The sequence below is a fragment of the Micromonospora sp. LZ37 genome (assembly GCF_059359015.1).
This window is the reverse complement of record NZ_JCADBL010000002.1, coordinates 282785-305271: the sequence shown is the minus strand read 5'-3', so window position 1 is coordinate 305271 and position 22487 is coordinate 282785. Positions and strand designations below refer to the sequence as shown.

The 22487-nt window shown below is 72.9% G+C and carries 23 protein-coding genes and 1 pseudogene; 14 read left to right on the top strand and 10 right to left on the bottom strand.

Annotation, left to right across the window (positions count from 1 at the left end; all coding sequences use genetic code 11):
- Window positions 1-28 precede the first annotated feature (28 nt).
- Both AC5L3Z_RS05505 and AC5L3Z_RS05500 read right to left on the bottom strand, forming a co-directional pair.
- Complete coding sequence (locus tag AC5L3Z_RS05505) at window positions 29-733, bottom strand: TetR/AcrR family transcriptional regulator (protein ID WP_494840026.1); 705 nt, start codon at window positions 731-733, stop codon at window positions 29-31.
- Window positions 730-1944, bottom strand: coding sequence for an acyl-CoA dehydrogenase family protein (locus tag AC5L3Z_RS05500; RefSeq protein WP_494840024.1), 1215 nt, complete (start codon window positions 1942-1944; stop codon window positions 730-732). The genes AC5L3Z_RS05505 and AC5L3Z_RS05500 overlap by 4 nt, the downstream gene beginning before the upstream one ends.
- Before the next feature lie 97 nt (window positions 1945-2041).
- Between AC5L3Z_RS05500 and AC5L3Z_RS05495 the strand changes: the two genes are divergently transcribed.
- The 6 genes from AC5L3Z_RS05495 (at window position 2042) to AC5L3Z_RS05470 (ending at window position 7949) form a co-directional block, all read left to right on the top strand.
- A complete protein-coding gene (locus tag AC5L3Z_RS05495; protein ID WP_494840023.1) occupies window positions 2042-2818 on the top strand; it encodes an SDR family NAD(P)-dependent oxidoreductase in 777 nt (258 codons plus the stop codon).
- Window positions 2819-3045: 227 nt separating this feature from the next.
- Window positions 3046-3867: an ABC transporter ATP-binding protein gene (locus tag AC5L3Z_RS05490; protein WP_494840021.1), complete on the top strand. Its 822-nt coding sequence runs from the start codon at window positions 3046-3048 to the stop codon at window positions 3865-3867.
- Window positions 3864-4580 (top strand): ABC transporter ATP-binding protein, encoded by a 717-nt coding sequence (locus AC5L3Z_RS05485; protein ID WP_494840020.1) that lies wholly within the window; start codon window positions 3864-3866, stop codon window positions 4578-4580. Before AC5L3Z_RS05490 ends, AC5L3Z_RS05485 begins: the two co-directional genes overlap by 4 nt.
- A 33-nt stretch (window positions 4581-4613) precedes the next feature.
- Window positions 4614-5492 carry a branched-chain amino acid ABC transporter permease gene (locus tag AC5L3Z_RS05480; RefSeq protein WP_494840018.1) on the top strand — a complete coding sequence of 293 codons (879 nt, stop codon included), beginning with the start codon at window positions 4614-4616 and terminating at the stop codon, window positions 5490-5492.
- A complete protein-coding gene (locus tag AC5L3Z_RS05475; protein WP_494840016.1) occupies window positions 5489-6628 on the top strand; it encodes a branched-chain amino acid ABC transporter permease in 1140 nt (379 codons plus the stop codon). The genes AC5L3Z_RS05480 and AC5L3Z_RS05475 overlap by 4 nt, the downstream gene beginning before the upstream one ends.
- A 49-nt stretch (window positions 6629-6677) precedes the next feature.
- Window positions 6678-7949 carry an ABC transporter substrate-binding protein gene (locus AC5L3Z_RS05470; protein WP_494840014.1) on the top strand — a complete coding sequence of 424 codons (1272 nt, stop codon included), beginning with the start codon at window positions 6678-6680 and terminating at the stop codon, window positions 7947-7949.
- Between the two features lie 51 nt (window positions 7950-8000).
- Here AC5L3Z_RS05470 and AC5L3Z_RS05465 read toward each other — a convergent pair whose 3' ends face one another.
- A complete protein-coding gene (locus AC5L3Z_RS05465) occupies window positions 8001-8453 on the bottom strand; it encodes a MaoC family dehydratase (RefSeq protein WP_494840012.1) in 453 nt (150 codons plus the stop codon).
- 172 nt (window positions 8454-8625) lie between these two features.
- On the opposite strand from AC5L3Z_RS05465, the gene AC5L3Z_RS05460 reads away from it, so the two are divergent.
- The 3 genes from AC5L3Z_RS05460 (at window position 8626) to AC5L3Z_RS05450 (ending at window position 11015) form a co-directional block, all read left to right on the top strand.
- Window positions 8626-9252, top strand: coding sequence for a TetR/AcrR family transcriptional regulator (locus AC5L3Z_RS05460; protein WP_494840010.1), 627 nt, complete (start codon window positions 8626-8628; stop codon window positions 9250-9252).
- A gap of 11 nt (window positions 9253-9263) precedes the next feature.
- Window positions 9264-9488 (top strand): hypothetical protein, encoded by a 225-nt coding sequence (locus tag AC5L3Z_RS05455; RefSeq protein WP_494840008.1) that lies wholly within the window; start codon window positions 9264-9266, stop codon window positions 9486-9488.
- Window positions 9489-9611: 123 nt separating this feature from the next.
- Entirely contained in the window at window positions 9612-11015 is a 1404-nt protein-coding gene (locus tag AC5L3Z_RS05450; RefSeq protein ID WP_494840007.1) for an FAD-dependent oxidoreductase, read from the top strand.
- Between the two features lie 187 nt (window positions 11016-11202).
- On the opposite strand, the gene AC5L3Z_RS05445 is transcribed toward AC5L3Z_RS05450, so the two are convergent.
- Entirely contained in the window at window positions 11203-11589 is a 387-nt protein-coding gene (locus AC5L3Z_RS05445) for a winged helix-turn-helix transcriptional regulator (RefSeq protein ID WP_494840005.1), read from the bottom strand.
- Window positions 11590-11690: 101 nt separating this feature from the next.
- Here AC5L3Z_RS05445 and AC5L3Z_RS05440 point away from each other — a divergent pair, with 101 nt between their 5' ends.
- From AC5L3Z_RS05440 to AC5L3Z_RS05430, 3 genes are read left to right on the top strand one after another with little or no spacing between them, the layout of a single operon-like run.
- Complete coding sequence (locus AC5L3Z_RS05440) at window positions 11691-12314, top strand: NAD(P)-dependent oxidoreductase (protein WP_494840003.1); 624 nt, start codon at window positions 11691-11693, stop codon at window positions 12312-12314.
- Window positions 12314-12784: a nitroreductase family deazaflavin-dependent oxidoreductase gene (locus AC5L3Z_RS05435; protein WP_494840002.1), complete on the top strand. Its 471-nt coding sequence runs from the start codon at window positions 12314-12316 to the stop codon at window positions 12782-12784. The genes AC5L3Z_RS05440 and AC5L3Z_RS05435 overlap by 1 nt, the downstream gene beginning before the upstream one ends.
- A 59-nt stretch (window positions 12785-12843) precedes the next feature.
- Window positions 12844-12978: a hypothetical protein gene (locus AC5L3Z_RS05430; protein ID WP_494840000.1), complete on the top strand. Its 135-nt coding sequence runs from the start codon at window positions 12844-12846 to the stop codon at window positions 12976-12978.
- Window positions 12979-13106: 128 nt separating this feature from the next.
- Here AC5L3Z_RS05430 and AC5L3Z_RS05425 read toward each other — a convergent pair whose 3' ends face one another.
- From AC5L3Z_RS05425 to AC5L3Z_RS05410, 4 genes are all read right to left on the bottom strand, one after another.
- Window positions 13107-14744 carry a copper resistance CopC/CopD family protein gene (locus tag AC5L3Z_RS05425; RefSeq protein ID WP_494839998.1) on the bottom strand — a complete coding sequence of 546 codons (1638 nt, stop codon included), beginning with the start codon at window positions 14742-14744 and terminating at the stop codon, window positions 13107-13109.
- Window positions 14745-14776: 32 nt separating this feature from the next.
- Window positions 14777-15244: a Rieske (2Fe-2S) protein gene (locus tag AC5L3Z_RS05420; RefSeq protein WP_494839997.1), complete on the bottom strand. Its 468-nt coding sequence runs from the start codon at window positions 15242-15244 to the stop codon at window positions 14777-14779.
- A 23-nt stretch (window positions 15245-15267) separates the two neighbouring features.
- Window positions 15268-15738 carry a DUF6529 family protein gene (locus AC5L3Z_RS05415; RefSeq protein WP_494840616.1) on the bottom strand — a complete coding sequence of 157 codons (471 nt, stop codon included), beginning with the start codon at window positions 15736-15738 and terminating at the stop codon, window positions 15268-15270.
- Between the two features lie 203 nt (window positions 15739-15941).
- The gene (locus tag AC5L3Z_RS05410) at window positions 15942-16685 is read right to left on the bottom strand and encodes a hypothetical protein (RefSeq protein ID WP_494839995.1); all 744 of its coding nucleotides are present in this window, start codon (window positions 16683-16685) and stop codon (window positions 15942-15944) included.
- Between the two features lie 265 nt (window positions 16686-16950).
- Between AC5L3Z_RS05410 and AC5L3Z_RS05405 the strand changes: the two genes are divergently transcribed.
- Entirely contained in the window at window positions 16951-18213 is a 1263-nt protein-coding gene (locus AC5L3Z_RS05405; RefSeq protein ID WP_494839993.1) for an ROK family protein, read from the top strand.
- A gap of 40 nt (window positions 18214-18253) precedes the next feature.
- On the opposite strand, the gene AC5L3Z_RS05400 is transcribed toward AC5L3Z_RS05405, so the two are convergent.
- A complete protein-coding gene (locus tag AC5L3Z_RS05400; protein ID WP_494839991.1) occupies window positions 18254-20167 on the bottom strand; it encodes an RICIN domain-containing protein in 1914 nt (637 codons plus the stop codon).
- 1015 nt (window positions 20168-21182) lie between these two features.
- On the opposite strand from AC5L3Z_RS05400, the gene AC5L3Z_RS05395 reads away from it, so the two are divergent.
- Window positions 21183-21380 (top strand): hypothetical protein, encoded by a 198-nt coding sequence (locus AC5L3Z_RS05395; RefSeq protein WP_334521575.1) that lies wholly within the window; start codon window positions 21183-21185, stop codon window positions 21378-21380.
- A 505-nt stretch (window positions 21381-21885) separates the two neighbouring features.
- Here AC5L3Z_RS05395 and AC5L3Z_RS05390 read toward each other — a convergent pair.
- Window positions 21886-22379: pseudogene (locus AC5L3Z_RS05390) on the bottom strand (winged helix-turn-helix transcriptional regulator).
- Between the last annotated feature and the right edge of the window lie 108 nt (window positions 22380-22487).

Below are 22487 nucleotides of genomic sequence, written 5' to 3'. Positions count from 1 at the left end.
CGCCCGGCTGGCGGGCCGCCGCGGGGCGCTATTCCGTCGCGGGCCGGGCGGTGTCGTCGCCGCGGCGACCGGTCGGCCGGTGGCCGGTCGGCTCCGGTCCGGTCGGGGGGCGCAGGCCACCGACGAAGAGCGCGACGAGCTGCTGACCGACCTCGGCGAAGCTCAGCGGCCCGTCCGGGTGGAACCAGGTGTGGATGTTGCCCAGGGCGCTGAGGAAGGTGTGCGTGATCACCGTGGCGGAGACGTCGGTGCGGACCACGCCGCTGGCCTGGCCCTCCCGGACCAGGTCCCGGAACAGGTCGTGGTAGCGGCGGCGTTCCCGGCGGGTGGCCTCGGCGTGCTCGCCGTCGAGCAGGTGCGCCGAGCGGGCCCAGACGGTGAGCTCGTCGAGGTGCTCGGCGGTGTGCGCGACGACGTCGAGGGCGGCGGCGCGCAGTCGTTGCTCCACCGGCCCGGCGCCACCGGCGATGTCGCCCAGCCGCTGGGTCTGCTCGGCGAGCAGCTCCCGGTAGATGCTGGCGAGCAGCTCCGACTTCGACCCGAACCAGTGGTACAGCGCCCCCTTGGTGACCGCCGCGGCCGCCACGATCTCCTGCACACTGGTCGCCTCGTAGCCGCGCCGGGCGAAGAGTTCGGTGGCGGCCGCGACGATGCTCTGCCGGGCCGAGCCGCGCGGCGCCCGCCGCCGCTGCGCCGCGGCGGGGGTGGGCGGATCGGTGGTCGTGACGCTCACCGCGACTCCAGCTGGCGGCGGATCTCCCGGCGGGCGACGTCGCGCACGTGCACCTCGTCCGGGCCGTCGGCGATGCGCAGGGTACGGGCGCCGGCGTACATCGAGGCGAGCGGGAAGTCGTCGGAGACGCCGGCCCCGCCGTGCACCTGGATGGCCCGGTCCAGCACCTCCAGCGCGACCCGCGGCGCGATCACCTTGATGGCGGCGATCTCGGTGCGGGCGGCCTTCGCGCCGTATTTGTCGATCATCCAGGCGGCCTTGAGGGTGAGCAGCCGCGCCTGCTCGATCGCCATCCGCGACTCGGCGATCTGCTGCTGTACCACGCCCTGCCGGGCCAGTTCCTGACCGAAGGCGACCCGGCTGCTCGCCCGCCGCACCAGCAGGCTGAGCGCGCGCTCGGCCAGGCCGATGGCGCGCATGCAGTGGTGGATGCGTCCGGGGCCGAGCCGGGCCTGGGCGAGGGCGAAGCCGCCGCCCTCCTCGCCGAGCAGGTGCGACGCGGGCACCCGGACGTCGGTGAGGACCACCTCGCCGTGGCCGTGCTGGTCGTGGTAGCCGAAGACGGGCAGCGAGCGGACCACCTCGACGCCGGGGGTGTCCACCGGCACCAGGACCATCGACTGCTGGCGGTGGGTGTCGGCCGACGGGTCGGTCTTGCCCATCAGGATCATGATGGCGCAGCGCGGGTCGGCGATGCCGGTGGTCCACCACTTGCGGCCGTTGATGACGTACGAGTCGCCGTCGCGGACGATGCGGGTGGAGATGTTGGTGGCGTCGCTGGAGGCCACGTCCGGCTCGGTCATCGCGAACGCCGAACGGATCTCCCCGGCGAGCAGCGGCCGCAGCCAGCGCTCCTGCTGCTCGGCGGTGCCGAACATGTGCAGGATCTCCATGTTGCCGGTGTCCGGCGCCGCGCAGTTGGTGGCCTCCGGAGCGAGTTCGATGGAGCGGCCCATCAGCTCGGCCAGCGGGGCGTACTCCAGGTTGGTCAGCCCGGAGAGGGCGGGCAGGAACAGGTTCCACAACCCCCGGCGGCGGGCCTCGGCCTTGAGCTCCTCCACCACGGCGGGCAGGTGGTGCCGCCGGCCGGCCGCCGCCAGCTCGGCCCGCTGCGCCGCGTAGACCGGCTCGGCCGGGTAGACGTGGTCGTCCATGAACTCCTGGAGTCGCTTGAGGTGCTCGGTGGCGCGGGCGCTCGGTTCGAAGTCCATCGCTGCCTCCCCATTGACGCGCGTGTCGGCGGCTCGCTACCGTCGCCGGACGCCGAACATACCGGCTGGTCGGTACGGCGTCCAGAGCATCGCGAGCGTGAGGAGCACCAGGGTGAGCGTGATGGACCGGTTCCGCCTCGACGGAAAGGTCGCCGTGGTGACCGGCGCCTCCTCCGGCCTGGGGGTGTCCTTCGCCCGCGCGCTCGCCGAGGCCGGCGCCGACGTCGTGCTCGGCGCCCGCCGCGTCGAGCGGCTGCCGGAGACCGGCGCGCTGGTGGAGAAGGCCGGTCGGCGGTACGCGTACCGCGCCACCGACGTCAGCCGGCCCGAGGACTGCCAGGCGCTGGTCGCCACCGCGATCGAGCACTTCGGACGGGTGGACGTGCTGGTCAACAACGCCGGCGTCGGCACCGCCGTGCCCGCCACCCGCGAGACGCCGGAGCAGTTCCGCTCCGTCGTCGAGGTCAACCTGATGGGCAGCTACTGGATGGCCCAGGCCTTCGCCCGGGCGGCCACGAACGGTGGGTCGATCGTCAACATCTCCAGCGTGATCGGCCTGCGTCCCGGCGGCATCCCGCAGGCCGCGTACGCCTCCAGCAAGGCCGGCGTCATCGGGCTGACCCGCGACCTGGCCGCGCAGTGGACCGGCCGCAAGGGCATCCGGGTCAACTGCATCGCCCCCGGCTTCTTCGCCTCCGAGATGAGCGACCAGCTGGAGCCGGGCACCTTCGAGCTGGTCAAGGCGCTGGCGCCGGCGGGCCGCCTCGGCGAGCACGAGGAACTGGCGGCCACGCTGATCTGGCTGGCCAGCGACGCCTCGTCGTACGTCACCGGGGTGACCGTGCCTGTCGACGGCGGTCTTGTCATGCCGTGACGCCGCAGGGGGAGGGGAACGATGCACAGCGAGTGCAACAGCCGGGACCCGCGCGCAGCCCGCCTCGCCGCAGAAGTCCTGGCAGGACACGTCAAACGTCACATCGCCGTAACGAAGTCATTGACCGACGCCGCTTGAAAAGTACACTCCCGGTGTAATAACGAGCCCCATGCTTCGCCCGAGCCGCCCAGCGAACCCCCGTCGCCGCGTCCCCGCGAGAGGTGAAGATGAGCCCTCCACCCGCCGCCGGCATCGAGTTGGCCCTCCACGACGTCGGCGTACGCTTCGGCGGGCTGGTCGCGCTCGACGACGTCTCCCTGCGGGTGCCGCCCGGCCGGATCGTCGGGGTGATCGGCCCCAACGGCGCCGGCAAGACCACCCTGTTCAACGTGGTCTGCGGCTTCGTCACACCGACCAGCGGCTCGCTCACCCTCGACGGCCAGCCGTTCCGGCCCCGCCCGCACCGGCTCACCCGGCTCGGCATCGCCCGCACGTTGCAGGGCGTCGGCCTCTTCCCGGGCCTCACCGTCTGCGAGAACGTCATGGCCGGCGCCCAGCACGCCGCCCGCGCCGGCTTCGCCGCCGCCCTGTTCGGCCTGCCGCGCAGCGACCGGGACGAGCGGCGGCTACGGGCCGAGGCGCTCGACCTGCTCACCGAGCTGGGCGTCGCGCGGCACGCCGCCGCGGCTCCCGCCACCCTGCCGTACGCCGTGCGCAAACGGGTCGCCCTCGCCCGCGCCCTGATCGCCCGGCCCCGCCTGCTCCTGCTCGACGAACCGGCCGGCGGGCTCAGCGCCGAGGACATCACCGAGCTGGCCGATCTCATCTCAGCGCTGCCCGACCGCGCGGACGGCGCCTGCTCGATCATGCTGGTCGAGCACCACATGGACCTGGTCATGGCCGTCTGCCACCAGATCGTGGTGCTCGACTTCGGCAAGGTCATCGCCACCGGCACACCGGAGCAGATCCGCGACGACCCGCTGGTGACCGAGGCGTACCTCGGCGCCGACGTGCCCGCCGAGGCGACCGGCACGGGGGCCGGGTCGTGACGGCCATCCTCGAGGTCGAGCGGCTCAGCGCCGGCTACGGGCCGGTGCCGGTGCTGCGCGAGGTCACGCTCGACGTGCCCACCGGGACGATCGCCGCCGTGCTCGGCGCCAACGGCGCGGGCAAGACCACCCTGCTGAGGACCCTGTCCGGCCTGCTGCGGCCCACCGGCGGCCGGGTCCGCTTCGACGGCGAGGACCTGCGCGGCGTACCTGTCGAGCGACTCGTGCGGCGGGGCCTGGCGCACGTGCCGGAGGGACGCGGCGTCGTCGCCGAGCTGACCGTCGAGGAGAACCTGCGCCTCGGCGGGCTGTGGCGCCGGGACCGGGCCGACGCCCGGCGCGCGCAGGACGAGGTGTACCAGCTCTTCGAGCCGCTGGCCCGGCGGCGGCGGCACGCCGGCCACCAGCTCTCCGGCGGGGAGCGGCAGATGCTCGCCCTCGGCCGGGCGCTGATCGCCCGTCCCCGGCTGCTGCTGCTCGACGAGCCGTCGCTCGGCCTCGCCCCCCGGGTCACCGCCCAGATCATGGCGCTGCTGCGCCGGCTCTGCGACAGCAGCGGCCTGACCGTGCTGCTCGTCGAGCAGAACGTGCGCAGCGCCCTCTCCGTCGCCGACCAGGGCGTGGTGATGTCGCTGGGCCGGATCGTCATGGCCACCCCGGCGGCGCAGCTGCGCGACGACGAGCAGCTCCGCCACGCCTACCTCGGGTTCTGACCGCCCGCCCCGTCCCGCAGGAAGGATCCGCGCTTGGACCGGTTCTTGTTCCTCACCTTCGACGGGCTCTCCACCGGCGCCGTCTACGCGGCGTTCGCCCTCGCCCTGGTGCTCATCTGGCGGGCGGCCCGCCTGGTCAACTTCGCGCAGGGCGCGATGGCGGTGGCGACCGCGTACGTCGGCTACGCCGTCGTCTCCGCGACCGGCTCGTACTGGCTGGGCCTCGGCGCGGCGGTGCTCGCCGGACTCGCGTTGGGCGCCCTCGTCGAACGGGTGCTGATGCGCTTCGTCGGCCACGCCAACCCGCTCAACGACGTGATCGTCGCCCTCGGCCTGGTGCTGCTGATCCAGGCGGTGCTCGGCATGGTCTTCGGCAACGAGTACCGGCCGACCACGGTGCCGTTCGACACCGACGCGCTCACCGTCGGCGGGATCACCGCCGTGTCCCCGTACGACCTGTGGGTCCTCGGCGCGGTCGTGGTGGTCGTGGCGCTGCTCGCCCTGCTGTTCACCCGTACCCCGATCGGCCTGCGGATGCGGGCGTCCGCCTTCGCTCCCGAGGTGTCCCGGCTGCTCGGCGTGGACGTCTCCCGGATGCTCACCCTGGGCTGGGCGCTGGCCGCCGCGGTCGGCGCCCTCGCCGGCATGCTGGTCGTCCCCACCGGGCTGGGACTGCACCCGCACGCGATGGACCTGGTCTTCGTCATCGCGTTCACCGCCGCCGTGGTCGGCGGCCTGGACAGCCCCGCCGGCGCGGTGGTCGGCGGCCTGCTGGTCGGCCTGATCCTGTCGTACGTCACCGGCTACCTCGGCCCCGACACCACGCCGCTGGCCATCCTCGTCCTGCTGCTGGCGGTCCTGCTGGTCCGCCCCGGCGGGCTCTTCTCCAGCGTGAGAGCGAGGCACGTGTGACCGCGACCCGGCCCACCGACGTGTCCACCACGGACCGGCCCTCCGACGGGCCGTCGCCGCTGCGTCGCCTGCTGCCCGGCCCGCCGGGCACCGCCGCGGGCGGGTCGACGCTGCTGCGCCACCTGATCCTGGCGGTGCTCGCCGGCACCCTCGTGGTGCTGCTGACCAACCAGCTCCCGCCGTACCAGAACCTCCAGGTGGCGCGGGTCTGCGCGTTCCTCTGCGTCACCGCCGGCTACACCGTGCTGGTCGGGCTCAACGGTCAGCTCTCCCTCGGGCACGGGGCGCTGATGGCGACCGGCGCGTACACGGTGGCCCTGGCGCGGCAGGCCTTCGACGAGCGGGCAATGCAGGGTCGGTGGATCCTGCCGCTGGCCCTGCTGCTCGCGGTCGTGGTGACCGCGGCGGCGGGTCTGGTCATCGGGCTGGCCGCCGCCCGGCTGCGCGGGCCGTACCTGGCCGGCGTCACCCTCGCCGTCGCCACGCTGGTCCCGGCGATCACCACGATCTTCACCGGCGTCTTCAACGGGGAGCAGGGCCTGCGCTTCCCGGCCGAGACGCCGCCGGCGTTCCTCGGCCCGTACTTCCAGCCGGAGCGCTGGCTGGCCTGGGTGGCGCTGCTCGCCGCGCTGACCACCATGCTGCTGATGGCGAACCTGGTGCGCAGCCGGTTCGGCCGGTCGCTGCGCGCCGTCCGCGACGACGAGGTGGCCGCCCGGCTCGCCGGCATCCAGGTGGCCGGCAACCAGGTGGCCGCCTTCGTGGTGAGCGCCGCCTGCGCCGGCCTGGGCGGCGGCGTCTACGCGGTGCTGACCGCCACCGTCGCCCCGGGCAAGTTCTCCCTCGAGCTGTCGCTGTTCCTGCTGATGGCGATCGTCATCGGTGGGCTGGGCAGCCTGGCCGGCGCGGTCTGGGGGGCGGTCCTGCTGGTGGCGTTGCAGGACCTGCCGAGCCTGCTCACCGAGACCTTCACCCTGCCGTCGGGCCTGGCCCAGCGGCTGGAGGGCAACCTCGCCCTCGCCGTGTTCGGTCTGATCCTCATCGTCGTCATGCTCGCGGCCCCGGGCGGTGTGCAGGGCGCCGTCCGCAGGCTCACCGCCCGTCTCGGGCCGCGTCGGCGGGCTCCGCGCCGCTGACCCGCCCCGGTTCCATCCGTTCGCACCGTCGCACCGGACAGGAGAACCAATGCATCCCATCACCCGCCGCGGTCTCGCGGCTGCCGCCGGCCTCGCCGTGCTGGTTGCCGCGTCGGCCTGCGCCAACGACGCCCAGCAGGCGGCCGAGAACGTCCCGGGCGTCTCCGACACCGAGGTCGTCATCGGCACCCACCAGCCGCTCACCGGCCCCGCCGCCCCGGGCTACTCGAAGATCTCCGCCGCCACCAAGGCGTACTTCGACCACGTCAACAGCAAGGGCGGGGTCAACGGGAGGAAGATCGTCTACAAGGTGCTGGACGACGGCTACAACCCCGCCAACACCGACAACGTGGTCCGCAAGCTGGTCCTCCAGGACAAGGTCTTCGCCCTGCTCGGCGGGCTCGGCACCCCCACCCACACCAACGTGCTGGAGTTCGTCAAGACGCAGCAGGTGCCGGACCTCTTCGTCTCCTCCGGCAGCCGCAACTGGAACCAGCCCGACAAGTACCCGACCACCTTCGGGTGGCAGCCCGACTACACCGTCGAGGGCAAAGTCCTGGCCACCTTCGTCAAGACGGAGTTCCCCGGGAAGAAGGTGTGCCACTTCGGCCAGAACGACGACTTCGGCCGCGATTCCCTCGTCGGCGTCGAGAAGATCCTCGGACCGGTGGCGGCCAAGCAGACCTACACCACCACCAACCAGCAGGTCGGCCCCGCGATCGGGGCGCTGAAGGCGGCCGGGTGCGAGGTGGTGATCTCCGCGACCATCCCCGGCTTCACCGCGCTCGCCATGGGCCAGGCCGCCGGCCAGGGTTTCCGGGCCCAGTGGGTGGTGTCCAACGTCGGCGCCGACTACACCACGCTGGCCAAGCAGCTGGGCGACAAGAAGGCCATCCTGGAGGGCTTGATCGCCGACAACTACCTGCCGATGGCGAACGACGCCAGCAACCCGTGGATCCAGGAGTTCACCAAGATCCACCAGCAGTACAACGCGGCCAATCCGATCGACGGCAACGCCGTCTACGGCTACTCGATGGCGTACACCTTCGTGCAGGCGCTGCTGGCAGCCGGCAAGGACCTGACCCGGGAGAAGCTGGTCGAGGCGGTGCGCCGGGGCGGCTTCAAGGGCCCCGGCCTGACCCCGTTCCGGTACGCCGACAAGGTGCACGCCGGCTACAGCGGCGTCCGGATGAACCGGGTCACCAACGGTGTGCAGAGCTACTTCGGTCCGACCTGGACCACCGACGACGCTGACGGTGCGGTCAAGGAGTTCACCGAGGCCCCGAGCGCGCCCCCGACCGACGCCATCCCGACCAGCTGACCGCCGTGGGGGAGCGGGCCACCCCGTCGGGGGCGCCCGCTCCGCCGTGGGTCAGAAGTGGAGCCGGGCGAGCGTCCGGGCGACGCAGCACGGCTTGTCGCCACCCTCGCGTTCGAGCGTCACCTCGTTGGCCACCTGGAGGCCGCCCTGGACGGGCTGGACGTCGAGCAGGGTCACCCCGGCCCGGACGCGGCTGCCGGTGGGCAGCGGGGCGGGGAAGCGGACCCGGTCCAGGCCGTAGTTGACGCCCATGCGCACCCCGTCCACCCGGTAGACCTCGGCGCCGAGGGTCGGCAGCAGCGACAGCATCAGGAAGCCGTGCGCCACGGTGCCGCCGAAGGGCCCGCTCCTGGCCCGCTCGGGGTCGACGTGGATCCACTGCCGGTCCCCGGTCGCCTCGGCGAAGGCGTCGACCCGGTCCTGGTCCACCCGGTGCCAGTCGCTGTGTCCGAGGTGGTCGCCGACCGCCTTGGTGAGGTCCTCGGGAGTGGTGAAAACCCGCATCGTCAGTCCTCCGCTGCCGTCCAACTGGTGCACGTAGCGTGCACATTCACGGCGTGCGCTGTCAACGGAGACCGCTGGGCGACCGGCCACGACCCCTCCGATGGCGGGCATCGATACACTGCCGGTGCAGATTTCTCCGGCGGGGCCGGTCGTACCGACAGGGGGTCGTCACATGATCGACGTGGACGCCGAGGTGCCGACGCGGACGGACGGGCGGACGGCCCGCGCCGCGCGTACCCGCAGCGCCATCGTCGAGGCGCACCTGGCGCTGATCGACGAGGGGGACCTCAGGCCGACCGGGGAGCGCATCGCCGAACGCGCCGGGGTGTCGCTGCGTACCCTGTGGACCAACTTCAAGGACATGGAGGGGCTGTTCGCCGCGACCGGGCAGCGGGTCGACCAGCGTCAGGCCGCGCTGTACCGTCCGATCCCGCCGGAGCTGCCGCTCGCCCGGCGGATCGCGGAGTTCTGCGCCCAGCGCGTACGGCTGCTGGAGGTGCTGGCGCCCTCGGCCCGCGCCTCCGCGCTCCGCGAGCCCTTCTCCCCGCAGCTGCGCCGCAACCGCGAGGCCGCCATCGCCGGGGTGCGCGCCGAGATCGAGCAGGTCTTCGCCCCGGAGCTGGCCTACGCGGGACCGGGGCGCGGGCAGCTGCTCGACGCCCTCACCGTGGCCGCCACCTGGTCGACCTGGTCCATGATGCGCGACGCGATGGGGCTCGACGTCGACACCGCCCGGGACACCCTGGCGCGGACCGTCGGCGCGCTGCTCGTCGACGCCGTCGCCGCCGGCCTGCGGTGACCGGCCACCGGGTGCGGACCGCGCCGGTGGTCGCGGACCGGTCGATGCTGGTGGACGACCTCGAAGGGCTGCCTGGCAGCGCCGCCGGCTGCGTGCTCGCCCTCACGCTGGCGTCGGCGGTGTGGATCCGCGCCGGCGACCTCTGGTGGGTCGAGGACGACGTGCTCCACGTCCGGCGGTGCCAGCGCCCTCCGGCGGCGTACGTTGGCAGCCTGGAGTGGCGCCGCAAGTGGTAGGCCGGCCCGGCGCGAGATGACCGGCCCGCTCGTTGCATGGTGGTAGTGGCTCCACCTGTGCCTGGCCGGCGACGCAGCGGTGCACCGCGGCCACGCACCAGGACCGTCTCTTTCGGAGGTCGCGTGTACCAGTCATCCGCCCGGGTCTTCGCCCGGATCGGCGCCACCGGGGGCACCACGGCCCCGTCGGTCGTCCTGGGCCGGGCCGTCGTCCTCGGCGCGAGCGTGGCCGGACTGCTGGCGGCCCGGGTGCTCGCCGAGCACGCCGACAGCGTGCTCATCCTGGACCGCGACGAGCTGGACGCCGGCGCCGGGCACCGCAGCGGAGTGCCGCAGGGCACCCAGATGCACGTCCTGCTCCCGGCGGGCATGCACCAGATCGAACGGTGGTTCCCGGGCTTCTCCGGCCAGGCCCTGGCCGACGGGGCCGCCCTGCTCACCGCCGCCACCCGCCGCAGCTACCTGGACGGCCGGCGCAAGGTCGGCGGCTCGGACGTCGACATGATCGCGGCCAGCCGGCCCTTTCTGGAGGAGCTGCTCCGGCGGCGCACGCTGGAGCTGCCCAACGTCACGCTGCGGCGCGCGCGGGTGACCGGCCTGACCTTCGACGGCGCGGCGGCCAGCGGGGTGTGCCACCAGAGCGCCACCGGCCCGGCCGTCGTCCCCGCCGACTTCGTGGTGGACGCCACGGGACGGTCCAGCCGGCTCGGCGACTGGCTGGAGCAGGGCGGCTGGGAACGCCCGCCGATGCGCCGGATGCTCATCAACCTGCACTACGCGACGGCGACGTTCCGGCGTACCGAGGCCGACCCGGTGCCCTCGGCGGTCCTGGCCGGGTGCACCGCGCGGCGCGGCGGGGACATCGCCGGCGCCGCATTCTCGGCCATCGAGGGCGACCGCTGGATCGTGATGCTCGGCGGTTACGGCGACAGCCGGCCCGGCCGCGACCTGGACGACCTGCTGCGCCGGTGCCGTGCGGACTTCCCCCCGGAGTTCGCCCGGGTGGTCGACAACGAGCTGCTCGGGCCGGTGCGGACCTACTCCCAGGCCGACAGCCGGCGGCGGGACTTCCACCGCCTCGGGCGGGTGCCGGGCGGGCTGGTGGCCGTCGGTGACGCGGTCTCCTCGTTCAACCCGATCTACGGGCAGGGGATGTCGTCGGCGGCCCTGCACGCCTCCTGCCTCTCGGCGTACCTGCGCTCCGGCGGCGACCCGCGGCGTCCCGCCCGGGACTTCCACGCCCTGCAACGCGTCGTCGTCGACGCCGCCTGGGGCATGTCGACCTCGGCCGACCTGGCCCGGCCCTCGGTGCCCGGTCCCCGGCCCCGGGGGCACCGGATCTCCCGATGGATCTCCGACCAGATCGTGGCCGCGTCGGTGACCGATCCGACGATCGCCCGCCGCTTCGACGCCGTGGTCGAGATGCGCAGCCATCCGACCTCGCTGGCCCGTCCGGGCACCCTGGCCCGCGCCGTGCGGATCAATCGGCAGGCGGCAACTCGATCGGTTCCGTCCCGTGCGGATTAGCCCGCCCCGGTGGCTTCCAGACTCTCAGCTTGGGAATTGCCGAGGAGCGCCTGGTCGCCGCGCCTGCGGCCTGGTCAAGGCGGTCCTTGATCGCCTCGGTTGGCCTTGCTTGTCCTGGCCCAATGCGCGCTGATGGCACGCCGGGAGCCGGACCTTGCTTGCGGCGTCGAGCCCGCAGCACACCATGTCATCCAGCGTGGTCGAGGCGGGTGGCGTTGTCGTACGACTCGCGCGCGTCGAGCAGTTCGTTCCAGTGCTGTTCGGCCCAGGCGCAGGCGACCGCCATCGGTTCGAGCATGCTGCGGCCCACCGGCGTCAGCTCGTACTCGACACGCGGGGGGACCTCGGCGTGGACGGTGCGCTTGACCAGCCCGTCCCGTTCGAGGGAGCGCAGCGACCGGGTGAGGACCTTGGGGGTGACGCGGCGCAGCGGCACGCGCAGCTCCGAGAATCGGCGAGGCCCGTGCTCGAGGCAGCGGATGATGAGCGCTGCCCACTTGTCGCCGAATCGGATCGGATTGAGCGAGGACGGGCACAGCTCGTCGAACATGTCGGCGGGCAGGGGTTGCCTCATGGCCTCACGATAGCTGGTATCCCAGTGGTAACCGCGGCCCTCGATAGCGTCGGCGAACCGGCCGGGCGCACGGGCTCCGGCCCTGGCGAGAGGCGTTACTCATGAACATCGTGGTCTTCGGCGCGGGCGGCCGGGCCGGGCGGCAGGCCGTCGCCGAGGCGCATAGGCGCGGCCACCAGGTCACCGCCGTGGTGCGCAATCCCGCAGGCCACAGCGACCTGACCGACGTGCAGGTGGTGGCAGGCGACATCACGAACGCCGTGAGCATCGCGCATGCAGCCGCCGGGCAGGAAGCCGCCATCAGTGCCGCGGTGGACCTGTCCGTGCCACCGCACGACTTCTTCACCGCGTCGTCCCGCGCCCTGGCCACCGGCCTGGCGAAGGCGGGCGTGCGCCGCCTGGTGGTGGTCGGCCTCGCATCGATCCTGCCCGGGGCGTCCGGTGCCGCCCTGATGGACGAGCCCGACTACCCCAACGAGTACCGCTCCTTCTACCTCGGCCATGCAGCAGGCCTTGAAGAGCTTCAGACCTGCGATCTCGACTGGGCGTACCTGGCCCCCGCAGGCGACTTCGACCACGACGGCACGCGCACCGGCTGCTACCGGCTCGCCGATCACGGCGATCCGGCCAGTCGGATCAGCTACGCGGACTTCGCGATCGCACTGCTCGACGAAATCGAGGCACCCCGCCACCGGCGCGCCGCCGCGAGTGTCCGGGAGGTGTGATGCCCAAGGTCCACGACAGCCCGAACGCCTGGGTCGCCGAGCATATCCGCCGTTTCGAGGAGACCGGAGGCCGACCACGGCCAGGCGTGAACGACCTGCTCTTGACGACTCGAGGCCGGAAGACCGGCGAACTGCGCCGCACCGCACTCGTCTACGAACGCGACGGCGAGCGCTACGTGCTGGCCGCCTCCAACCGCGGCTCGGACCACCATCCCGCGTGGTACCTCAATTTGCTCGCCGACCCGTACGTCACGGTGCAGGTGGGTACGGAGACCTTCACCGCACGCGCGCGCCCCGCCACCGCGGACGAGCGTCCAGACCTGTGGCGCCTGATGGTGTCGGCCATGTCGGAATACGCGGCCTACCAACAGCGGATCACCCGGGAGATCCCCGTGGTTCTCCTGGAACGCGTCCAGGACCTGAACGATGACGCGCTGGGCGACCGCAGCGCAGTTCGCGGCGGGACCTGATCTCTGAGGAGGGTCGGGGTTGGAGCCCTGAGGTCTTCAAGCCCCTGCCGTCCGTCAGTGTGGCGGGCACCGGCGGAAGCTCCCCGGCCGCCGCCCTCGCCGCCGGCTACGACCGGGTCTTCCTCATGGGGGCCGGGCTCGGCCTGGCCATCGAGGCGGTCAGCTGGCTGCTGCCGCGGCACGGGCGCGGCTGACCACCGGTGCGCACGTCGCCACCGCACTCAGGGCACGGGGTCCGCGCGCGCCCGTGACCTGGCCGCCCTGCTGGGACACCGCTCGCCAGGCGTGGCGGGAAGCCTGATCGGCGAGCGGGGAGCGCGGCTCACCGGACCGGCACGGTGGCGGTGACGGTGGCCTGGTCGATCTCGCTGGTCCGGACGGTGAACCGCACCGTCCAGTCGCCGGCGACCGGAAAGGTCACCTCCGCGCTGCCGTGGTGCGGTTCCGGCGTGTCGACCGGCACCGTGATCGGTTCGATGCCCGCTGACGGCAGGGCCAGGGTGACCGTCCACTCGGCGACCGGCAGCGCCTGGGCCTGCGGTGTGTAGACGTAGGCGTGCAGGGAGTTCGGCGCCCCCACCCGCACCGGGTACACGTCGAACTGGAGGGTGTACAGCTCGGTGGTCAGGGTCTGCGCGACGCCGTCGCGGACGGCCCGGGCCGCCTCGGCCCCGGCGGCCCGCCCGGGCGGGGTCTGCACCAGCACGGCGGTGAGCGCCAGCACCACCGCGGTGGCGGCGAGCTCTACCCCGGCCGCCCGGGAGACCAGGCGGGGCCGCGTCGCCCCGACGCCACGCGCGACGAGGCGGCGCTGCCATCCGGCGACGGCGAGCATGCCGCCGAGCACCGCCGCCTTGGCGCCGAGCAGCAGCCCGTACCGGGTGTCGAGCAGGGCGGCGGGCCGGCCGAGTTCGATCGCGGCCTGGGCCACCCCGCTGGCGACCAGCCAGCACACCGCGACGGTCGCCCACCGCGACCAGGCCGGCAGGATCCGCGCGAGCACCCGCTCGTGGGTGCCGCGCAGCAGGAATACCACGAGGGTGAGCAGTCCGCCCAGCCAGACCGTCACCCCGGCGAGGTGGACGACGCCCACCGCGACGCTCACCGGCGGCAGGGGCGACGCCACCGGGTGCCCCGCCAGTGGCCAGGTGACCAGCGCGGCCAGGCCGACCCCGGCCAGGGCGGCCCGCTGCCGTCGACCGGCCCGGCCGGCCAGCACGGCGGGCAGCAGCGCCGCGGCGACGCCGACCAGCGCCAGCCGGGCGGCGAGCGCCACACCGACGGCGCTGCCGGCGACCGCCCGCAGGTCCGCGCCGGACAGCTCGTCCACCGGCACCCCGACGAGCTGCGCCGCCTGCCCCACCCAGCTCCCGGCCGTCGCCACCACCAGCAGGGCCAGACCGGTGTACGCCATGACGGCCGCACCCCGACGGGACCGGCGACGGGGCCAGATCGTGGCCGCCAGGAGCACCGGGCCGACCGTGACCACCAGCCCCAGGTAACCGAGGTACTTCGCCACCGGCACCAGCGCGTCGCGGGGCGCGTCGTCAGCGTCGGCCCGGGACGGCGGGGGTGTCGCCGACGGCGCGCCGGCCGAGTAGGTGAAGCTGCCCGCGACCGGGTGTCCGTCGGCGGAGAGCACCCGGTAGCTCACCAGGTAGGTGCCCAGTGGTCGTTCGGGCACCCGCACCGGGATCCGCATCGTGGCGCCCTCGACGACGGGTTCGCCGGTGTGGACCTGCCTGCCGTCGGGGCCCAGGACGCGTACCCGTCCCGCCACGGGGGAGACCCGTTCGGTGAAGGTCACCAGCACCTCGCGCGGCGCGGCGCCGACCACCGCGTCGCGTATCGGGCTGGTGGCGACCAGCACGGCGTGCGCGGCGGCGGGGCGCGCCGGGGTCAGCGGCACGCAGAGCACCGCGAGCAGGAGTCCCAGCAGGACAGCGGTTCGGCTTGGCACGACAGATGGTTCGGACGCGGGGTCCGGAAGGTTCAACCGAGCCGGATGTCGGTGCCGTCGACCGACACGGCGGCCGGGGGCAGCGGCTGCCGGGCCGGCCCGCCCTTGACCGAGCCGTCGTCGATGTCGAAGGCGCTGTTGTGGCAGGCGCAGACGATCGCGCCGTCCCGGACCGAGGTGACCGTGCAGCCCTGGTGGGTGCAGGTCGCCGAGAACGCCTTGACGCTGCCCTCCGTGGGCCGGGTCACCACCACACCCTCGGCGGCGAAGATCTTCCCGCCGCCGACCGGAATGTCGGCCACCGCGGCCAGCGTCCGGGGCTGCCCCGCCGCCGGCGTCGCGCCGCCGCCTCCCGCCGAGGGCGGCGGGCCGCCGGCGGCCGGGGTGGCCGGTTCGCCGTAGGTCTGGCAGCCGGCGAGCAGGGCGGTGACGCCCGCCGCGCCGGTCCCGGCCAGCACCGCCCGCCGGGACGGGCAGCGGACGCCGCACTGGTCGGCCATGCCAATTCCTCCGTTCCGGTCCGTCACGTCCCCACCCCGAAGGTGGTGAAGTACCACAGCGACGAGGTCAGCCAGATGCCCATCAGGGTGGTGAAGACCAGCCCGCCGACGACCGGCAGGACCCAGCCGGCGAGCCCGGGCCGGGGCAGGGCGAGCATCTTGGTGGTGAAGGCGCCGAAGAAGAGGCAGCCGAGCAGCGAATGGGCCAGGGTCCGCAGGTCGTGGTCGGCGAAGCCGAGGGCGTACAGGCAGTGCACCGCCACCGGCACGGTCAGCAGGAACGCGACCCGGCCGGACCAGCGGTGCACGGTGCCGGCCCAGGACGGCGAGAAGCCGCCGAGCCGGCCCCACATGGCCAGCGCGGTGAGCAGCTGGACCGTGGCGAGGACCGCGGCGCCGCTGCCCAGCCACGCCTTCACCGCCAGCGGACCGGAGAAGCCGGCCAGGTTGACCGCGATCCCGGTGGGGGTGTGCAGCCGCCCGTACACCCCCATCGCCACGGCGACCGCGGCGCCGGCCAGCAGCGGGACGACCAGGCTCGCCGGCGGCGCGCCCACCCCGAAGCGCGGGAACTCCACGGCCGGGGGCGGGGCCGCGGCGGGCGGCCGGTCGGGCAGCACCGTCATTACCGGCATGGTGACCTCCGGTCCGTCGGCGTCGGGTCTCGTGTCGGTCCCGAACCTCCGGCGGGCCGTCATCACTCACCCGCGCCGGGGTCGGTGACCACCGGCTCGGCCGTGACGGTCGTCCCGTCGACGATGGTGGTGCCGAACGCGGGGTCCAGCGGTGGCGCCGCCGCCGGGGCGCCGTTTCGGGTGACGACGCCGATCTGCCCACCGTCGGGCAGCATGATCCAGCCGCCGTCCAGGCCGGCTCGGCGCTGCGCGGCGGTGGCCCGGTAGAGCACCGGGGCAGGGCCGGCGCTCGCCCTGGCCGTGAAGCTCCACCGCTTGTCGCCGACGACGAGCTCCCCGGAGGCCGTCCCGTCGCCGAGGTCGCCGGTGAGGGTGGCGTCCTTCTTGCCGGTCAGCTTCAACGTGCCGTCGGCCGCGGTGCCCCGCAGCCAGATCTCCAGCCGTCTGCCGTCGCACACGTACGCCACGGCCTGGCCGTCCTTGGCCGTGATGGCGATGGTGGCGCCGCCGTCGAGCCGGCCGGTCCAGTTCCCGGTCACCTTCGCCGGGGCGGGCGCCGTGGTCGGCGGGGCGGGTGGCGCGGTCGGCGGGGTACCCGCCCGGCCTCGCTCCTGCGACGGCTCCGCGGGGGTGGACGGCTGGCCCGGGCCGGCGCCCGGCGGGGCCGGGGCGGTGGTGGGCGCGGCGGCGTCGGCCGCCGGCTTCGGTGCGGCCGTACGCGGCGCCGCCTGGGCGCTCATCGCGAACAGCACGGCGGCCGTCCCGGCCCCGGTCAGCAGCGTGAGCAACGGGGTGATGCGCTTCATCAGCAGCCTCCTTCACCCGGTCGTACGGCGCGCGGGCCCCGGTCGTTCAATTCCGGGCGACATCGGTGTGACTTTCGCCGGCGGGCGCGGTGCGCGGGTCCTGGCTCCGGGCCGCGCCGTCGACCCGGTATCGGCCGCGCCGGGCCTGTCGGCGGTCGCCGATCCACCGCCATGCCAAGGCTTGATTCATGGCATAAATCGTGGTGTTGATGCATCCTGGGTGGGGCCGCCGGCCGGTGGCGCCCAGGAGAGGACGGCGGCGGACATGGACGCCAGACGCACCACCGTGCGCGACATGCGCCGCGCGAACCGTTCGGTGCTGCTCACCCGCATCTGGTTGGACGGCCCGCTCAGCCGGCATGAGCTCGGGCAGACCACCGCGTTGAGCCTGGCCAGCGTCAGCAACCTGGTCGGCGAGATGATCGGCGAGGGAATCGTCGAGGAGGCCGGCTCGGTCGAGTCCGACGGCGGGCGCCCCCGGGTGCTGCTGCGCGTCGCCCCCGGCTACGGCTACCTCGTCGGCGCCGACGTGGGCGAGACGCGGGTGCAGGTCGAGCTCTTCGACCTGGCGATGACCGCGCTGGCCAAGGCGGAGTACCCGATCGCCGCGGCCGAGCCCGACCCCGACGACGTGGCGGCCCACCTGCTGCACGGGCTGCGGGCGGTCGTCGAGCAGGCCGGCGTCGACCCGGGCGCGGTGCTCGGCTTCGGTGTGGCGGTCTCCGGCACGGTGGAACGGACCGCCGACGCGGTCGTGCACGCCCAGACCCTCGGCTGGGACGGGGTGCCGCTGGGGGCCATGCTGCGGGCCGGGACCGACATCCCGGTGCACGTCGACAACGGCGCGAAGACCCTCGGCCAGGCCGAGATGTGGTTCGGCGCCGGCCGGGGCGCCCGGCACGCGGTCATCGCCCTGGTCGGCTCCGGGATCGGGGCCAGCGTGGTCGCCGACGGGGTGGGCTACCGGGGCGCGCACAGCAGCGCCGGCGAGTGGGGCCACACCACCATCGTGTACGGCGGACGCCGCTGTCGCTGCGGCAACCTCGGCTGCCTGGAGGCGTACGTCGGCGCGGAGGGGGTGCTGGACCGGTTCCGGCAGGCCAACCGGGGGCGCCCGGCGGTCGGCGGCGACGAGGAGAGCGCCTTCGGTGAGCTGCTGCGCTCGCCGACCCGCACGGCCGCGAAGGTGCTCGACGAGACCGTGGGCTACCTCGGCGCCGGCGTGGCGACGCTGGTCAACCTCTTCAACCCGGAACGGGTGGTGCTCGGCGGGTGGGCCGGGCTGGCGCTGGGGGAGCGGTTCCTGCCGCAGATCCGCGAGGCCACCGCGCGGCACGCGCTGCGCCAGCCGTACGCCCAGACCTCGATCGAGCTGTGCCAGCTCGGACCCGACGCGGTCGCGATGGGCGCGGCCACCCTGCCGATGGCCCGGCTGCTGCGCCAGGGCGGTGTGCCGCGCGGCGCCGTGGCCCGGGTGACCACGACGGTGCCGCCGCCGGCCCGCCGCCCCCGGTCGCGGGCCCGCTGATGCGCCGGGCCGGCGGCGTACGCCGCCGGCCCGGCTCCGGTCACGCCGGCAGGGTCCACTTCTGGTTGGCGCCGCCGGTGCACGACCAGATCTGCAGCTTGGTGCCGTCGGTCGAGGTGTTGCCGGTGACGTCGAGGCACTTGTTCGCCTGCGGGTTCACCAGGTCCCGGCCGGCGGTCCAGGTCCACCGCTGGGCGGGGCTGCCGTTGCAGGTCCAGAGCTGGACCCTCGTGCCGTCGGTGGTGCCGCCGCCGGCGACGTCCAGGCACTTGCCCAGCGCGCGGAGGCTGCCGTCGGTGGCGCGGGTCCACTGCTGGTTCGGGCCGACGTAGCAGGTCCAGATCTGCGCGGGGGTGCCGTCGGTGGTGTTGCCGTCGGTGACGTCGAGACACTTGCCGCCCAGACCGGTGACCGCGCCGGTCGGCGCGCCGCCGCCGGACGGGGTGCCGGCCCAGGTGAAGGTGGCGGTGGTGCGCGCCGGCAGCGTGTAGGTGAAGGACTGGTTGCCCCAGACCACCTTGACCGACTGCGCCGAGGTGCCGCCGTTGTGGGCGATCAGCGCCTTGGTGCCGTCCGGGTTGCGCCAGGCGACGTTCTGCACGGTGCCGTTGGCGGTGGAGGCGATCCGGTACGCCCCGGGCCGGACGAACTTGGTGAGATGCCCGGTGGTGTAGTACTCCACGGTGTAGTCGACCTGGCCGGCGCGGGCGCCGCCCTCCTGCACGCTGATCAGGCCGGTGCAGACGTCGCAGCCGCCGTTGTGCGGGCCCAGGTGCTGGTTGAGCGCGAGGCTCCACTTGACCAGGCTGCGGCTCCAGTTCCGGGCGTAGCCGACGATGTCGGCCATGTCCTCGTTGTGCTGGTTGGCGATCCAGGTGCCGCCGGAGTGTTCGGTGCTGAACTGCGGCACGGCGGGGTAGTCGTTGTGGACCTGGCTGCCGACGGCCGGGTCGCCCCAGTAGCCGTGCCAGGCGATGCCGCCGAAGAGCGGGTCGGTGCGGACGGCGGCGTCGGCCAGCAGCCCGGAGCCGATGGTGGCGTAGTCGCCGTAGTTCCAGTCGTGCACCATGACCTTGGTGGTGATCCCGGCGGCGCGGAAGGCGGGGTAGACGAAGTTCTTCGTCAGCTCGGCCAGGCCGGAGGAGTTCCAGCTCATGCCGGGATAGTTCATGGCGGTGGGGTTGCCGGCCTGGCAGCAGTTCGGCTCGTTCTGCACCGAGAGGTAGTCGACCTTCACGCCGCGGGCCGCGTACGCCTGGATGGTCTTGACGAGGTACTGGGCGTAGGTGGCGTAGTACTCGTACTTCAGCCAGCCCATCTGGTCCATCCGGCCGTTGTCCTTCATCCAGCCGGGGGCGCTCCACGGCACCACCTTGACCCGCAGTGCCGGGTTGAGCTGCCGGGCCTGCGCGGTGAGCAGCTCGACGTCGGTGTTGTAACCGTTGGCGCCGAAGTCGCTCAGGTCGCAGCAGGTGTCGTCGAGGGAGACGTTGCCGGGTCGGGACAGGTCGGAGGCCCCGATCGGGTTGCGCACGAACGACAGCCCGATGCCGTCGGTCGGGCTGAACAGCCGGCGCATCACCTCGTCGCGGGTGGCGGCGCTGACCGGCCCGCCGCGCAGCAGGTAGGCGGTGGTGTCGGTGATCGAGGCGCCGCCGCCCTCGAACTGCTGGTAGCGGGTGTTCTCGTCGACGGTGACGGTGTGGGCGGCGCCGGCGGAGGTGGCGGCGAAGCTGATCGGGCTCTGCTGTTGCAGTCCCCGGGTGACGGTGCGACCGCCGGCGTCGGAGGTGGTGGTGAGCCAGACGCCGACGCTCTCCCCGGCGGCCTGGGCCGGCGGGGCTGGGAGGGCGACGGTGCCGGCGGTCAGGCACAGCGCCAGGGCGGCGGCTGCCGTCGCGCGGCCGGTGGTGGGGGCGGGGTACGGGCGATGTTGTCCGGAATCGACGACCATAACTGAGAAAACACCGGTCGCGGTCTTGTGTCAAGACGTGAAAAAACCCTACGGCGCGGAGCTCTACGAGTGCTGGTTCGACAGAGGCGGGGCCTACCGCGCACGGCGCGGCCCAATGTTGTGCGGGTCCCCGGCTCAGCCGGGAGCCGGCACCCCCCACCACTCGCATACCGGGGTCCACCCACACTTGGCGGTGATCGACATGCCAGGCGGGCGTTGGCCCCGCGCAAGCTGCGCGGGCGGCCGGAAGGCGGTCGTCACATGGCCCGTACCGACGTTCACCGACCCGAGTGAGTTCAGCAGCGAGACCCGCAGATCCTCGCTGGTTCACCGACATCCATGAACACGGCTGCGGCCCCTGCGGCCTTGACGAGTTCCTCGCCTCGCCCGATCGGAGCCGCACTCGCTGCTACCGGCAGCCGTCGGCTCAGGCTCCGAACCCTCGCGGCTGTCAGCTCTGCACCTTCCAGTCGCACCACAAGCTCGCCCGCCGGCAGGAGCGCGTCGCCCTGGCGTTCGATCCGTCGGCAGCGCTACTCGCCGAGCACCGCGGCGGCGAGCGCGACCTCGACGTGCCCCCGATCCGCGGAAGGGCTTGGTAGCAGAGGAGTGGCAAGCGGCACCAGGCCGCAGGCGTGATGGTCCGTTCCTGTCCGGCCCCAAGGCGGACAAGCGCCCGTGGGTCGCCCGCGCTCGTTCGCCACCCCCGGCCGGCCCTCGTGGGAGCCCGTTGACTCGCCAGACCACACAGAAGCTGCTGACATTGCTTCCGCTGGTCGTACCAGCGTCAGCCCATGGTGACCCGCGACTGCTGCCCAAGCAGGCGCACTCGCCCGCTCCGCCTGCTCAGCCCGAGGGCATCTGCTCAGCCTGGAGCCGGCATCAACCGATGCGATTGATCGACGTTAGGCGACGTGAATGATCCAAACGGGTGGCCCAAATTCGAAGTTCAATGGATATGGTCTCTTCGCAATCTGTTCGCCGCAGGTTGCCATGAGCCCACAAGGAGCGTCATATGAGCGACGAATCCGACAAGGTGGACGGCCAGCGCAAAGCAATCCGTGAACACATCGAGAAGTACAAGCGCTTCAAGGTGCCCTACGAGCAGCAGACGGCACGTAAGACGATCGAACTGGCCCAGCGGGAGATCAGCAATTTGAGGAGGCGCAAGCCGAGTATCAAGGAATCATGGGAGGACAGCTGGCGCCCATGATGGGTGATCGCGGCACGCCCGCCGGGGCTCAGTCAGGCTGACAGACTCGACATCGAGCGGCATGGGGCATGTGGATGCCGTCCGCCATGTCAATCAGCCCCTCGATCCCGTCGGGTGGCGGCACCGGGCAGGTCCATCCGTCGCACGACCGGTACCGGGCCTGAGGCCAGGACGTTACACGCGCCCACTGGGGAAAACGACAAGGGGATGAGCAAGATGGGGATTTTCAGCAAGAAGAGAAGTGCCGCGATCAGCGCAGGCGAGATCGGCACCTTCACATCGCCCCATTCCCTCACCGATACGCTGGCGGTGGCCTATGCAGGAATTGCCTCCCAACTGAGCGTCGCGAGCGCGAGATCCAGGCGCCGGGGATCGCAGCGTCCATCTATCTCAGCCGCCTGGACGCAACAGGTCTCACCGTCACCGCAGGTAACAAGATCGAAACCTACTTCCAGTTCCGCGTCGATCTGCAAGCACACGGCAACGGCTGCAAGGGCCACGCCTCCTACGACCGGCCCATGTCGGAGATCAGCAGATGGATGGGTAACGCGATCAAGCTATCGTTCGGCCTGCGGAGCGCAGTGACCGAATGCAGCATGCAGGTCGAGGATTGGCGGACCGGCTGACGGCAGGCTCCCACCGGGGTCCGCGGCTTTGCTTTGGCTCTGGTGTGGCGCGCCCTCGTTCCTGAAGCTGCATCACGGGCCGCTCGCCGGGAGATCTTGTTGGGGAGGTTCGTCGATGGCGTTACCAGTGCGAGCGGCCCGCGCGGCACCGCAGTCGTAAACGGCCTCCAGCACCGGGGCCACAGGCTGCGTCCTTCCTCGATGAGCCGGTACTCGAGACGAGGTGGTGTGGTCTCGTGGTCGCGCCGCACGCCGAGCCCGTCGGCCTCCAGCTCGCGCAGACGCTGGGTCAGCAGCTTCTCGCTCACCCCTGGCATTCGCGGCGTAGCTCGCCATAGCGGTGTACGCCCTCCTTCAGATGGGCCAGGATCACCGGTCGCCATTTGCCGCCGATGACGTCGACGGCAAGCTCCAGGGGGCAGTGGTATGCATGGTGCCCCCTTGAGGCGGGGGAGCAGGTTGGGAGCAACCGGGTGCACTG